The sequence below is a fragment of the Maricaulis sp. W15 genome (genome assembly GCF_001924955.1).
GTDB classification, from domain to species: domain Bacteria; phylum Pseudomonadota; class Alphaproteobacteria; order Caulobacterales; family Maricaulaceae; genus Maricaulis; species Maricaulis maris.
Map to the genome: position 1 here is coordinate 476991 of NZ_LQXG01000012.1, position 12325 is coordinate 489315.

The 12325-nt window shown below is 63.3% G+C and carries 13 protein-coding genes and 1 tRNA gene; 5 read left to right on the top strand and 9 right to left on the bottom strand.

What is annotated here, in order from left to right; all coding sequences use genetic code 11:
* Positions 1 to 105: 105 nt before the first annotated feature.
* Together AWH62_RS07695 and AWH62_RS07700 are read left to right on the top strand one after the other, a co-directional pair.
* Positions 106 to 1521 (top strand): alkaline phosphatase PhoX, encoded by a 1416-nt coding sequence (locus AWH62_RS07695; RefSeq protein WP_075189943.1) that lies wholly within the window; start codon positions 106 to 108, stop codon positions 1519 to 1521.
* Positions 1422 to 2510, top strand: coding sequence for a hypothetical protein (locus AWH62_RS07700; RefSeq protein ID WP_158025585.1), 1089 nt, complete (start codon positions 1422 to 1424; stop codon positions 2508 to 2510). Before AWH62_RS07695 ends, AWH62_RS07700 begins: the two co-directional genes overlap by 100 nt.
* Positions 2511 to 2596: 86 nt before the next feature.
* Here the strand turns inward: AWH62_RS07700 and AWH62_RS07705 are convergent, their stop codons facing one another.
* A complete protein-coding gene (locus AWH62_RS07705; protein WP_075189883.1) occupies positions 2597 to 3076 on the bottom strand; it encodes a MarR family winged helix-turn-helix transcriptional regulator in 480 nt (159 codons plus the stop codon).
* Between the two features lie 83 nt (positions 3077 to 3159).
* Here AWH62_RS07705 and AWH62_RS07710 point away from each other — a divergent pair, with 83 nt between their 5' ends.
* On the top strand, positions 3160 to 4008 hold the full coding sequence (locus AWH62_RS07710) for a CPBP family intramembrane glutamic endopeptidase (RefSeq protein WP_075189884.1): 849 nt from the start codon (positions 3160 to 3162) through the stop codon (positions 4006 to 4008).
* A 17-nt stretch (positions 4009 to 4025) separates the two neighbouring features.
* On the opposite strand, the gene AWH62_RS07715 is transcribed toward AWH62_RS07710, so the two are convergent.
* On the bottom strand, positions 4026 to 5051 hold the full coding sequence (locus AWH62_RS07715) for a COX15/CtaA family protein (protein WP_075189885.1): 1026 nt from the start codon (positions 5049 to 5051) through the stop codon (positions 4026 to 4028).
* Positions 5052 to 5198: 147 nt separating this feature from the next.
* Between AWH62_RS07715 and AWH62_RS07720 the strand changes: the two genes are divergently transcribed.
* Positions 5199 to 6470 (top strand): FAD-dependent oxidoreductase, encoded by a 1272-nt coding sequence (locus tag AWH62_RS07720; protein ID WP_075189886.1) that lies wholly within the window; start codon positions 5199 to 5201, stop codon positions 6468 to 6470.
* Positions 6471 to 6655: 185 nt separating this feature from the next.
* Here the strand turns inward: AWH62_RS07720 and AWH62_RS07725 are convergent.
* The 6 genes from AWH62_RS07725 to AWH62_RS07750 all read right to left on the bottom strand — a co-directional run bounded on the left by AWH62_RS07725 (position 6656) and on the right by AWH62_RS07750 (position 10401).
* Positions 6656 to 6733, bottom strand: a tRNA-Pro gene (locus tag AWH62_RS07725).
* 120 nt (positions 6734 to 6853) lie between these two features.
* A complete protein-coding gene (locus AWH62_RS07730; RefSeq protein WP_075189887.1) occupies positions 6854 to 7306 on the bottom strand; it encodes a MerR family transcriptional regulator in 453 nt (150 codons plus the stop codon).
* Between the two features lie 30 nt (positions 7307 to 7336).
* Positions 7337 to 7642, bottom strand: a complete 306-nt coding sequence (locus AWH62_RS07735; RefSeq protein WP_075189888.1) for an integration host factor subunit alpha — start codon at positions 7640 to 7642, stop codon at positions 7337 to 7339.
* Between the two features lie 98 nt (positions 7643 to 7740).
* A complete protein-coding gene (locus tag AWH62_RS07740) occupies positions 7741 to 8718 on the bottom strand; it encodes a beta-ketoacyl-ACP synthase III (protein WP_075189889.1) in 978 nt (325 codons plus the stop codon).
* The gene (gene plsX, locus AWH62_RS07745; RefSeq protein WP_075189890.1) at positions 8715 to 9770 is read right to left on the bottom strand and encodes a phosphate acyltransferase PlsX; all 1056 of its coding nucleotides are present in this window, start codon (positions 9768 to 9770) and stop codon (positions 8715 to 8717) included. Before plsX ends, AWH62_RS07740 begins: the two co-directional genes overlap by 4 nt.
* A gap of 97 nt (positions 9771 to 9867) precedes the next feature.
* A complete protein-coding gene (locus AWH62_RS07750) occupies positions 9868 to 10401 on the bottom strand; it encodes a ubiquinol-cytochrome C chaperone family protein (RefSeq protein WP_075189891.1) in 534 nt (177 codons plus the stop codon).
* A 118-nt stretch (positions 10402 to 10519) separates the two neighbouring features.
* Here AWH62_RS07750 and AWH62_RS07755 point away from each other — a divergent pair, with 118 nt between their 5' ends.
* The gene (locus AWH62_RS07755) at positions 10520 to 11014 is read left to right on the top strand and encodes an outer membrane protein assembly factor BamE (protein WP_075189944.1); all 495 of its coding nucleotides are present in this window, start codon (positions 10520 to 10522) and stop codon (positions 11012 to 11014) included.
* Between the two features lie 138 nt (positions 11015 to 11152).
* Here the strand turns inward: AWH62_RS07755 and AWH62_RS07760 are convergent, their stop codons facing one another.
* Positions 11153 to 12265, bottom strand: coding sequence for a serine hydrolase (locus tag AWH62_RS07760; protein WP_075189892.1), 1113 nt, complete (start codon positions 12263 to 12265; stop codon positions 11153 to 11155).
* Positions 12266 to 12325 lie beyond the last annotated feature (60 nt).

Below are 12325 nucleotides of genomic sequence, written 5' to 3' on the forward strand. Positions count from 1 at the left end.
CACCTAGGGATGCGGTTAAATAATACCGCATGCTGCAGCGGCGTCATGCATCCGTCGCGAAGTCGTTGTAGTTACAAGGTGATCACGCACGCCCTGGAGAGCATCATGTCCCTGTCCCGACGCCATTTCCTGCGCAACAGCGCTGCCACCACCCTCGCCTTTTCCGGCCTGGCTGCCCTGTCGGCCTGCCAGCGTCGCTATCCGGCCGAACAGGGCTACTTCAACCAGGTCGAAGGCTTTGGTGACCTGCAGGTCGATCCGGACGGCCTGTTCGATCTGCCCCGCGGCTTCACCTATGACGTGATCTCCTCGGCCGGCCAGCCGATGAGCGACGGCCTCATCGTGCCCGGCGATTTTGATGGCATGGCCTGTTTCCAGCGGACCGACGGGCGCCTGGTCCTGGTGCGCAATCACGAATTGCGTGTCGGTGAGACCGACAAGAGCCCGTTTGGCGTCGACAATGCCGGGCTCGAATTGATTGATCGCTCGCTGGTGCATGACTGGGACGCCGACGGCAATCCGCATATTGGCGGCACCAGCCATGTCGTCCTCAATCCGGAAACCCTCGCCGTCGAAGACGAATACCTGTCCCTGGTCGGCACCATCAATAATTGCGCCGGCGGCCAGACACCATGGGGCACCTGGCTGACGTGCGAAGAAAACGAAACCAATGCCGGACCGGAAGCCGGTGTCGAACATGGTTATGTGTTCGAGGTTCCTGCGGACGCGACCGGCCTGGTCGAACCGGTCCCCCTCAAGGCAATGGGCCGTTTCCGCCACGAGGCCGTTGCCATCGATCCGCGGACGCTGATCGCCTACCTCACCGAGGACCGGTATGATGCGTGCCTGTTCTACCGCTTTCTGGCCAATGTGCCGGGAGAGCTGGCGCAAGGCGGCCGGCTGCAGGGTCTCGCCGTGCGTGGCCGTCCGGGCTTGGATACCCGCAATTGGAACGGTGCCGACATCGCGCAGGGCGAATGGCTGGACGTCGAGTGGATCGATCTCGACGATGTCGAGGCGCCCAATGCCGACCTGGCCCTGCGCGGGATCGCCGCCGGCGCCGCCAAATTCACCCGCGGCGAAGGCATCTGGTGGGGCGATAATGAGTGCTATTTCACCTGCACCGACGGCGGCCCGGAGCGTCTCGGCCAGATCTGGCGCTATCAGCCCAGCCCGGCCGAAGGCGAAGCGGACGAAACAGCCGAGGCCGGTCGTCTCCAACTTTTCTTCGAGAGCCATGACGATGCCGTGATGGAGCGCTGCGACAATCTCTGCGTCGCGCCCTGGGGCGATCTGATCGTCGTCGAGGATGGGCCGCAGGACCAGTACATCCGCGGCGTGACGCCCGATGGCGAGGTGTATACGATTGGACGCAATGCGGCCTCCGGGCCGGAAGGTCAAAAAAGCGAGATTTGCGGTCCATGTTTCAGTCCCGACGGTTCGACCCTGTTTTTCAACGTTCAGCGCTATCCCGGACAAACCTTCGCGGTTCGCGGTCCCTGGCCCGCGCCTTCGCTCTAGGCGCTTCGCTGCTGGCACTCGCCGCCTGCGGTCCGAACGCGGAAGCGCCGGAAGGCGAGACGGCGGAGATTGAGGAAACCGGCCCGGTCGAGGTGCTTGTCACTGCGGCCTTCACCGCTGTTGAGGGTGGCGGCGGCCCGGTCGGTTTCCTGCCCGATCCGAACGCCCCTTCCTTGGGCTTTGTGCTGTCTGCACCCGGCGCCGGCGGGATCGACATTTTCGATCTCGACGGGCTCCTCAAGACCCGCCATGCCGGTGAACGCCTTACCGGTCTGGCTGTTGCGCCGGCCTTCGAGCTGCGCGGTGAAGCCCTGCCGCTCATTTTCGGATCGGTCAGCGACGCCAATGCCGTCCGGGGCTATGCCGTGGTGCGCGACGGTGCCCAGGTTCTCGACCTGCCGCTTGGCGCCATCGAGCCGGTCGACGGCGTCGCCGGGCTGTGCCTGATGCGTGAGGGCGTCGGCTTTGTCGAGCTGGTCATTCTGGGCACCGGTGCCCATGCCGAGATTTGGCGTGTCCGCGATGCCGGCAGCGACCAACTCAGCGTCGAACGCGTCCGTGATTTCCCGCTGCCCGCGCCGGCACGCCAGTGCGCGACCCTGGACGGCGACATCTACACGGCCAGCCCGGTCGGCGGCATTGCCCGCCTGTCCGGTGACGGCACGATCCTGGCCGAGGATCCCTTCCGGGCTGCCAATCTCACGCTCGGCGACTTCAACGGCACCCAGCGCGTGCTCGCGACCAGTGGCAGTGGCGAGACAGTGGAAAGCTTTGACGCGGAAACACTGGTGCGGGGCGCCTCGCTCGACATTGTCGACGGGCTCTCAACCCCCGGCATCCAGACACCCGCCGCCCTCGCCGTCACCGATGCGGATTTCGGCTACACCGCCTACGCCAACGGGCTAATGGTCGTGTTCGATGAGGGTGCCGGCCGGCTCAAAGTCGTCTCGCGCGATGCCCTGATCCGGGCCGTTGTGGCGCAAGACTAGCAACGGGTTGAAATTCGATCAGACATCAAGGTGAGCCGCGCAAGCGGCTCATTTTGCATGGCCCTGTTTGCATGGCCATGGCCCGGTCAGGAAACCCGGTCGACCAACGGCGTCGCCTTCAGCGATCGGACCGCTTCCACGGCCTTGGCCGCCAGATCGACGCCCAACTCGTCAAACAGCGCGTCCATGGCCGCGCGAATTTTCTCCAGCATGATCATCATCAGATCATACTGGGTCCTGCCCAGCGCAGTGAATTCCAGAACCTTGCGGCGACTGTCCGATGAGTGAGGCCGCTTGGACACAAGTCCCAGCTTGATGAGGAGCGCCACCCGTTGGGTCGCAACCTGGTGCGGCTGGTCCAGCGCGGTTGCGATATCCGCTGCGGTGACGTCGGGCACTTCGCCGATCATCAGCACGGTGGAAATGGCGCGCGGCGGAATGACGATGCCGGCTGTCTGCAACAAGACCTCACCCTGATCGGCGAGGGTTTCAACCAGCCGCAGAAGCTTGTTCGACACGAAAGCGCCGCTCAGCCGGTGTGTGTCCATGATATTGCTGTCACGCATGGCTTGCCTTTATACAATTAATTGTACAATTATGTGCATAAATTACACCCGACGGCCTCACACGTAAAGGAAAGCCGCACATCATGACCGTAACCCAGGCTGACAAACGCACGACTGTCATCACCCTGCTGGTATTTATCGGCATTCTCACAGTCCTGAGCGCCCTTGCCCACTACGCCATAGTCGCGCTCATTCCGACCTCGCTCTATGTCGGCACCCTCATGATGATGCCGGCCCTGTCCGCCTTCCTGACACTCAAACTCCGCCGCCGGACGATCGCGTCACTGCCCTGGAAATGGGGCAAGCACGGCGCCAATCGGGCCGGTTACCTGATCCCGGTTCTCTACGTATCGATCGCCTACGGGCTTGTGTGGCTGACCGGGCTGGGCGGGTTTGGCAATGCCGAAACCATTACCGAATGGGGGCAGTCACTCGGACTGCCGGAAGCTCCGGCCTTCGTCGTGATCGGCTTGATGGGCGTGCTGATGGCCGTCGTACAATTCGTCAAATCATTGGGCACGATCGCCGGTGAGGAAATCGGCTGGCGCGGCTTCTTTGTGTGGGAGTTGCGCAAGATCTTCTCATTCAATGCCACATGCCTGATCAGCGGCGGCATCTGGGCCGTCTGGCACTACCCGGTCATCATTGCCTATGGCGGCGGCAACCCCCTGTTTCAGCTGGCGTGCTTCACCGTGATGATCATCGCGATGAGCGTCATCATGACCTACTACACGTTCAAGAGCGGGTCGGTTTGGCCTGCCATCATGTTTCACGGCGCCCACAATATCTACATCCAGAAAATCTTCACGCCCTTGACGGTGGAGAATGCCTCAACCGCCCTGTGGACCGATGAATACGGACTCATGATCCCGATCACCGTGAGCCTGATCGCGATCATCTACTGGCAGCGCGCGCGCCGGGCCGGTCTCTAGCCTGACGAGGGCGTCTCTCAGACCGCCCGCCGCGCCGTCCAGGCCGCCCAGACCGTGGCGCTGAACAACAGGATCGCCCCCGCCTGGTGGGCCAGCGACAGGTGCAGCGGCACGACCGATACCAGGGCCGCAATGCCCAAAGCCATCTGGCCGATCACCAGGGCCGGCAGGATGATCATGAAGGGTTTCAGCGACACCCGCGGCTCACGCCAGATCAGGACGGCATGCGCGAATACGCACAGCGCCACCAGATAAGCCATCCAGCGATGGTGCATCTGGACGGCGGCATGGCTCTCGAAAATCGCCGGCAAGAATGACATGCCGCCGAGATAGTCAGACGGGATCAGCTCGCCATTCATCAGTGGCCAGGTGTTGTAGATGCGTCCGGCATCGAGGCCGGCCACGAACGCCCCCAGCAAGACCTGTACGAAGATCAGCGCCAGCAGACCGGTGGTCACACCGGCCAGTCGTCCCCGGCGCAGCGGCGGCGGGCCGAAGCGCGCTTCCAGCGACAGCCAGATCGACGCGCCCAATATGATGAAGGCCATGCCGAGATGGGTCGCCAGCCGGTATTGGCTGACATCGAGCCGGTCGGACAATCCGCTCGCCACCATCCACCAGCCGATCGCGCCTTGGGCGCCGCCAAGCAGGAAAAGCCCGAACAGGCGCGGCTTGAGGCGGGCGCTGAGATGGCCGCGCAGCCAGAAGAAGACGAAGGGCACGAAATAGACCAGGCCGATCAGGCGGCCGAGCTGGCGATGGCCCCACTCCCACCAGAAGATGAATTCGAACTCGGCCAGCGTCATCGCCGAATTCTGGACCTGGAACTCTGTCGTCTGCTGATAGAGGGAAAACTCGCGTTCCCAATCCGCTTGGCTGAGCGGCGGAATGGCGCCGGAGATCGGCTTCCACTCGGTGATCGACAGGCCGCTATCGGTCAGGCGCGTGGTGCCGCCGATAATGATCATGGCGCAGACGAGCGCGGCAACGACGAGCAGCCAGAGCGAGACGGCGCGGCTTGTGGTGCTGGAATGATACGACATGCAATCTCCCGGGCGGGCTACCTACCCCATCCACGCCGCAGCACAAGCCTTGTGCCTCACCGCCGGACCCCGACATGATGATATTGCACTCGCAGGACTGGACCGGACGCGCCATCATGTCGCAAGCGGTTCGCGAATTGGGGAGAGATGCGCGTGAGCAATTCCGACGAGACAGTCGTCATTCTCGGCGCCGGCCAGGCAGGCGGCCAGTGTGCCGCGTCGCTGCGGCGCGGCGGCTTTGCCGGTCGTATCGTGCTGGCGGGCGATGAGCCCCATCCGCCCTATCAACGCCCGCCCTTGTCCAAGACCTATCTGTCCGGCGAGATCGATGAAAGCCGGCTGTGGCTGCAGCCGCCGGAAACCTGGGCAGAGCAGAATGTCGAGCTGCACCTGGGCAGCGAAGCGACCGAAATCGACCGCGATGCCCGCATCGTGCGCTTTGCCGACGGGTCGAGCGAGACCTACACCCATCTCGTCCTGGCGACCGGATCGCGGGTCCGCCGCCTGCCCGTCCCGGGCGCGGATCTCGACGGTGTGCGCTATCTGCGCACCATCGCCGATGTCGACGCCCTGAAAGCCGATTTCGCACCCGGCAAGCGCATCGCCATCATCGGTGGCGGTTACATCGGCCTGGAAGCGGCCTCCGTGGCCCAGAAGCGCGGCGCCGAACCGATCGTGATCGAAGCGATGGACCGGTTGCTGGCCCGCGTCGCCGTCCCCGAAGTTTCGGAATTTTATCGCATCGCCCATGACACGCGCGGCGTCTCGGTGCGGCTGGACAGCCAGGTCGCAGCGCTCAAGGCCAAATCCGGCCTGTTCTCACGCGGCAAGCACGTGCAGGCGGTCGAATTGACCAGCGGAGAGACGATTGCCTGCAACAGTGTCCTTGTCGGCATCGGCGTCATCCCCAATCAGGAATTGGCCGCTGCCAGCGGTCTCGCCACCGCCAATGGTATCTGCGTCGACGCCGAGTGCCGCACCGATGACCCGGCCATTTTCGCCATCGGCGATTGCGCCGAACAGCACAACTGGCTCACCGGCACCCGACTGCGCCTGGAAAGCGTGCCCAATGCCCTCGACCAGGCCAAGCACGCGGCCGCGGCGATCTGCGGCGCGGCCGCACCGAAACCGGAAGTGCCCTGGTTCTGGTCCGACCAGTATGACCTCAAACTCCAGACCGCCGGCCTGATCGGCCAGCACGACACCACCATCACCCGCGCCGGCGACGGTGAAACCCCGCGCAGCTTCTTCCACCTCGCCAATGGCGTCCTCATTGCCGCCGACTGCATCAATGACCCGCAAAGCTTCATGGCCGCCAAGATGATGATCCTGAAACGCGCCAAGCCGGACCCGGCGGCGCTGGCAGATCCGGAGATGGCAATGAAGGATGTGATGAAAGCCGCTATGGCGGGGGTGTAAAGGCAGTCGCGCGCGTCTGCCACCTGCCTTCCCTCTCCCTGGGGAGAGGGTCAGGGTGAGGGGTAAATCCCAGTGACCGCAGAGCGAATCCCCCTCATCCGGCCCTTCGGGCCACCTTCTCCCCAAGGAGAAGGAGGGTTGATACCCGCAACAGGGTCAGAATTGTCGAGAACATCGCAAGCAAATGGTCGGAGCGGCGAGATTCGAACTCGCGACCCCCGGTCCCCCAGACCGGTGCGCTAACCGGGCTGCGCCACGCTCCGACACTCACTTGCTGGACAGGCAGGCCCGTCCGATGGGGAAGTCGCTTATAGGGGGAGGTTTGCCGCTGGGCAACAGGCCTGTCAGCACCATCTGCGGTGACGACGCCCGGGCACCCAGGGTCACGGTTCCAGCGCCGCTTTCAGCTTGGCCTGGGCGTTTTCCAGGTCGGCGAGGATATCGTCGAGCTGGCGTTGCGCACCATCGGCCGGACGCGGTTTGGCCGGCGTCCGCACGGTCGGTGTTTCACGGTCCGCGGCATCGATTGCCAGCGCGTCACGCGGCTGGCTGCCGGACGGGTCACCCATTTCCATCACGGCAGCAACACCATGATCCTTGAAATATTTGCGGGCCCCCTTGATCGTGTAGCCGTCCTCATAGAGAAGACGCTTCACGCCGCGCAGCAATTGCAGGTCTTGCGGCCGGTAGAAACGGCGGCCACCGGCCCGTTTTAGCGGGCTGATCTGGGCGAATTTGCTTTCCCAAAAGCGCAGCACATGCGCGGGAATATCCAATTCCTCAGCGGCTTCGCTGATGGTTCGAAATGCGTCTGCAGACTTGTTCGTGACCGACATGCGCTGTTCGCGTCAGTCTGCGGGTCCGCCCTAATCCTTGGACAGAGCCGAGTCGACGCGCTCCTTGAGTACTTGTGACGGTTTGAACACCAGAACGCGGCGTGCCTCAATCGGCACTTCCACCCCGGTCTTCGGATTACGCCCCACACGTCCACGCTTGTCCCTCAGCAGGAACGAGCCGAAGGAGGAGAGTTTCACGGACTCACCTTTCGCCAGCGTGTCCGAAACCATACCCAATACCGACTGGACCAAATCGGCCGACTCCTGGCGAGACAGGCCGACCTCCCGGTAGACTGCTTCCGCCAGATCGGCACGCGTCAAGGTTTTATCTGCCATGGCTATCCCCACAAAGACGATATCAGGCTACGCCCCGAAACCGGGTCAGGTCAACGCCAAGGTCTTGGATAGGTGCGAGAAACTCTGGAAAATGTCGATCAGAACCGGGCCAGGGCTGCGCCCCAGGTAAATCCGCCGCCCAATGCTTCCATCAAAACCAGGTCGCCCCGCTTGATCCGACCGTCCTGCACAGCGCGGTCAAAAGCCAGCGGGACCGAGGCTGCCGACGTGTTGCCATGGTCGGCAACGGTGGAAATCACCTTCTCGGTCGGGATCGACAACTTGCGCGCGACACCCTCGAGAATGCGCTGATTGGCCTGGTGCGGCACGAACCAGTCAACCTCCTCGATCGTGACGCCTGACCGGCCCGCAATCGTGGTCATCGACTCTGCAATATTGGTGATGGCGTGCCGGAAGACCTGATTGCCGACCATGCGCAAATGCCCGACCGTGCCCGTCGAGGACGGACCGCCATCGACGTGCAGCAAATCCTTGAAACGCCCGTCCGAGCGCAGATAGGTGCCCAGAATGCCGGACCGCTCGGGCCCGCTGGCGGTCTCGTCGGCCTGCAACACCATGGCACCGGCGCCGTCACCGAACAGGACGCAGGTCGAACGGTCGGTCCAGTCGAGGATGCGCGACATGGTCTCGGCGCCGACGACCAGCGCCGTTTTCGCCTGACCGCGGGCAATCATGTTGTCAGCCATGGCAAGGGCATAGACAAAGCCGGTGCACACGGCCTGGACGTCAAACGCGGCGCCCTTGGTCGCCCCGAGGCGCGCCTGCAACATGGTGCCAACCGAGGGGAAGGTGAAATCCGGCGTCGTGGTGGCGACCACGATCAGGTCCAGCTCTTCAGCGGCCAGGCCGGCATCGTCCAGCGCACGCCGGGCTGCCCGTTCGGCCAGATCACAAGTGGTCACCCCCTCGCCCGCAATATGGCGCTGGCGGATCCCTGTGCGCTCGCGGATCCAGCTGTCGCTGGTATCCACCATCGCCGAGATCTCATCATTGGTGAGAATCCGTTCGGGCAGATGCGAGCCGATACCGGCGATACGCGAACTCAATTCAGTCATGACGCGGCTGCGACTTCCTGTTCTTCGAAACTGGCAAACTTGTCGAGATTGGCGCGAATCTGGGCCATGAAATCGCTCTGCGCCATGACATAGGCAAGGCCGAGTGCCGAGGCAAAGCCCTCGCCATCGGCACCGCCATGGGACTTTACCACGATGCCCTTGAGACCCAGCAGCACGCCGCCATTGATATAGCGCGGATCCATGCGCTGACGCAGGCGTTCAAGCGCGCCCAGCGACAACAGGCCGGCCGCCAGCTTGGCCAGCAGCGAACTGGTCAGCGCATCACGCACCCAGCCGGCCACCAGGCGGGCCGTGCCTTCAGCCGTTTTCAGCGCAATATTGCCTGTGAAACCGTCGGTGACGACGACATCGATACCGCCGGCGGAAATGTCATTGCCCTCGATGAAGCCCTGATAGGCGATGTCCAGATTGGCCTTGCGGATCAGCTGATCGGCCTCACGGACGGTGTCATTGCCCTTGAGTTCTTCCTGACCGACATTCAACAGGCCGACACTGGGCGCCTCGCCGCCGAACACGGCACGATGATAGGCCTCGCCCATAATGGCAAACTCGACCAGCTGGGTCGCATTGCATTGAACATTGGCCCCCACATCGAGCACCACGGTGTGGCCCTTCGGGGTCGGCCAGTTGGCCGAGATCGCCGGGCGGTGGACGCCCTTCTTCATGCGCAGGATGACCTTGCTGATCGCCATCAATGCGCCGGTATTGCCCGACGACACGATGGCGCCCGCCTCACCCGCCTTGACGCTCTGGATCGCGTTCCACATCGACGAGCCGCGCGCCCGGCGCACGGCTTCGCTGGGCTTGTCAGTCATCTGGACCAGCGTGTCGGTGTGGCGCAGCTCGCACACGGCGGCGACCTTGGGATGTTTGGCCAGCAAGGGGGCCAGCAAGGCCTCGTCGCCGTGAAGGAGGTAGGTTGCCTTGCGGTCCGGCCAGCGCTTGAGCGCGTGTCCGATGCCCTCGACGACCGCCTCCGGTCCGAGATCGCCGCCCATGGCGTCGACCGAAATCGTGGGGATACCTGTCATGAGTAGCGGTGCTCAGTCCCTCGCAGAGGCGCCATGCGCCAAAAAGCTCGCGGAACTTAGACCATGACCGAAGCAATGCAAGGCAGCAAGGCGGCGATCAGGATTGCGGGAAATCGGGCGCCGCGCCATCAAGAAGCGCTTGCCCGCCCTGGCCGTTCAGCGCCTCGACCGCCGAGTTGACGTATAGGGCAAGGGCGGGCGCACGCGGATCATCCGGCCCGGCATTGAACACATTCCGCGCCAGCACGGCCTGCAATTGGCCGGGATCGGGACTGTCGATGGCATCGCGAAGGGCTTCGGCACGGCCATAAAACCCCTGCGCCATGAAGCGGATCTTCTTGCCGACGCCCGAATCCCCGACTCCCATTTCGCGCATGGCGGCGTCGAAATCATCAAACATGGTGTCAAACAGCGCCTGGCTGAGGCCGCGGGCCGGGTCGCTGTCGACCGGCTTCAGGGTCAATACGACCAGGGCGCAATGCAGGATGATCATCTCGAACCGCCCCTCCACCGTGTCCGGCACGCCAAGCCCGGCATAGAGATGCGGCGCCCGCGCCGCTGTCACGACATCACGATACAGCGCCTCGGCCCGGCGTTTTTCCGGCTTGCGATCGAAAAGACGGTTCAACATGCGATCCGCACTCCCAAGAATTGGCGCTTGAAGCTAAGCTCGCCCTTGGTTAGGTCAAGACAGGGCCGCACGCGTCATCACGTCGCGCGGGGCTGATCCCATGTCACAGGAGTTCCTGATGAAGCGTCGCGTTAGCCTTACAGTCCTGATTGCCGCTTGCGCGATCGGCGCCTCGGCCTGCAATCCGGTCCTCCGCTCGCACGGCTATCGCTACACGACGCAGGAAGAGCCCAATATCGTGGTCGCCGAGGACACGGAAAGCTCCGTATTGTCGCGCCTTGGCAACCCGTCGACCCGTGGCACATTTGAAGACAATACCTGGTATTACATCTCCGCGACACGCGAGAGCCTCGCCTATCTGCGGCCCGCCACGCGCGATCGCCGCATCATTGCCGTCACCTTCGACGCTGAGGGCGTGGTCAGCGAAGTCTCTGAATATGGCCTGGAAGACGGCCGCGTCGTCGCCTATGCCGGTCGCGAAACCCCGACCCGTGGCCGGGAGCTGACCTTCCTCGAGCAGCTGCTCGGCAATGTCGGACGGCTCCCGACGGAACAATTCGGTGGCGAACAGAACCTGCCCGGCGGCGCCGGCGGCCCGCGTCGGGACCAGTAAGACGATCGGCACGACAGCGTCGCATCCAGAAAAAAAGCCCCGACCATCCGGTCGGGGCTTTTCTTTGCTGAAGGCCCGGACACAGGCCGGCCTCAGCGGCGTTTGTCATCCAAGGACGTTCGCCGGCAGCGCTCGGGATTATTCACCACATCCCATCATGGTTTCCATCAATCGCGCTGACAGGGCGAACATTTCACCCTGGCTTTCATCCACATTGGTCATGATGGCCACGGCGTAACCTGACTGGATATCGAAGGCCGACGTCATGTTGGAAGCCCCGTTGGAGCCCGACTGGGTAGAGACAGGGCGGGGCTCGCCACACAGCTCCCAGTCCCGATAGCGGCCGCCAAAAGCATAGGCTTGCTGTGGCGCCTGCACCGTCCGGAACAACTCCAGGCGCGCCGCGCTCAACACACGCCCATCGGCAAGCGCCCGCTCCAGTGCGATCATGTCCGCCGCGGTCGTATAGCTGCCGCGAAAAAAGCTCGGCGACCAATAATCGCCCTGCCCCGCCGGGTCGCCCGGGTCGAATCCGATCGCGACATCATCTACCCGCGGGTCGGTATTGAACAGGTCGTTGAGATAGCCGCCACTCTGGCGCATTTGCGCCGGATCGAAGACAAAGCGCGCCCGCAATTGCGGGTAAGGCAGGCCTGTCACTTCCTCCAGAAGGTGTTGAACCAAAAGCCAATTCGACAGGACATAGTCGAATTGCGCCCCCGGCTCGAAGCCGAGATCACCGCTGGCGTAGAGCGAAACAGCATCAGGGACACGGATCGCTTCGACCGCCTCCATCTCGCCATTGGCAGCCCGTCGGAACGCCTGGAGAATGTCATTGGGAAGGCCTGACTGATTGCTCAGGATATGGCGCAGGGTCAGCTGGTCGCCGGTATCGCTCCGGTAATCGGGAAGATAGGCCGAGATCGGGGTGTCAATGTCCAGCACCCCCTCATCCATCAGGGCGAAAACCACGATTGCCGCGAAATACTTCTCGACCGAGCCGGTCTGGAATGCCGTATCCGCTGTCAGCGGCCGCGCGGTATCCGGGTCCGCCACGCCAACGACCAGTTGATAGGCTGGGTGCCCTGGCGCGCTCGACATGATGACGCCATTGAAGTCATGCGCTTCGACCCATTCACGCGCTATCGCGTCTACCGCGTGATCGTGCGCCATCACAGCCGGAGTTGAACCGGTATTCGCGGAACATGCGGCCAGCCCCGCCGCCAGGGCAATCGTCAAAATATGCGTCATGGAAGACCTGTCTCCTTGCTATCGCGGCGGGTTCCGGTGCCGCAGCCATGAAGCAAGGCT

Coding starts and splice junctions, on each gene's coding strand:
- AWH62_RS07760 (WP_075189892.1), bottom strand. CDS start 12,265: ATGACGCATATTTTGACGATTGCCCTGGCGGCGGGGCTGGCCGCATGT.
- AWH62_RS07755 (WP_075189944.1), top strand. CDS start 10,520: ATGAAGCGTCGCGTTAGCCTTACAGTCCTGATTGCCGCTTGCGCGATC.
- AWH62_RS07695 (WP_075189943.1), top strand. CDS start 106: ATGTCCCTGTCCCGACGCCATTTCCTGCGCAACAGCGCTGCCACCACC.
- AWH62_RS07705 (WP_075189883.1), bottom strand. CDS start 3,076: ATGCGTGACAGCAATATCATGGACACACACCGGCTGAGCGGCGCTTTC.
- AWH62_RS07720 (WP_075189886.1), top strand. CDS start 5,199: ATGCGCGTGAGCAATTCCGACGAGACAGTCGTCATTCTCGGCGCCGGC.
- AWH62_RS07700 (WP_158025585.1), top strand. CDS start 1,422: ATGTTTCAGTCCCGACGGTTCGACCCTGTTTTTCAACGTTCAGCGCTA.
- AWH62_RS07715 (WP_075189885.1), bottom strand. CDS start 5,051: ATGTCGTATCATTCCAGCACCACAAGCCGCGCCGTCTCGCTCTGGCTG.
- plsX (WP_075189890.1), bottom strand. CDS start 9,770: ATGACAGGTATCCCCACGATTTCGGTCGACGCCATGGGCGGCGATCTC.
- AWH62_RS07710 (WP_075189884.1), top strand. CDS start 3,160: ATGACCGTAACCCAGGCTGACAAACGCACGACTGTCATCACCCTGCTG.
- AWH62_RS07740 (WP_075189889.1), bottom strand. CDS start 8,718: ATGACTGAATTGAGTTCGCGTATCGCCGGTATCGGCTCGCATCTGCCC.
- AWH62_RS07750 (WP_075189891.1), bottom strand. CDS start 10,401: ATGTTGAACCGTCTTTTCGATCGCAAGCCGGAAAAACGCCGGGCCGAG.
- AWH62_RS07730 (WP_075189887.1), bottom strand. CDS start 7,306: ATGTCGGTCACGAACAAGTCTGCAGACGCATTTCGAACCATCAGCGAA.
- AWH62_RS07735 (WP_075189888.1), bottom strand. CDS start 7,642: ATGGCAGATAAAACCTTGACGCGTGCCGATCTGGCGGAAGCAGTCTAC.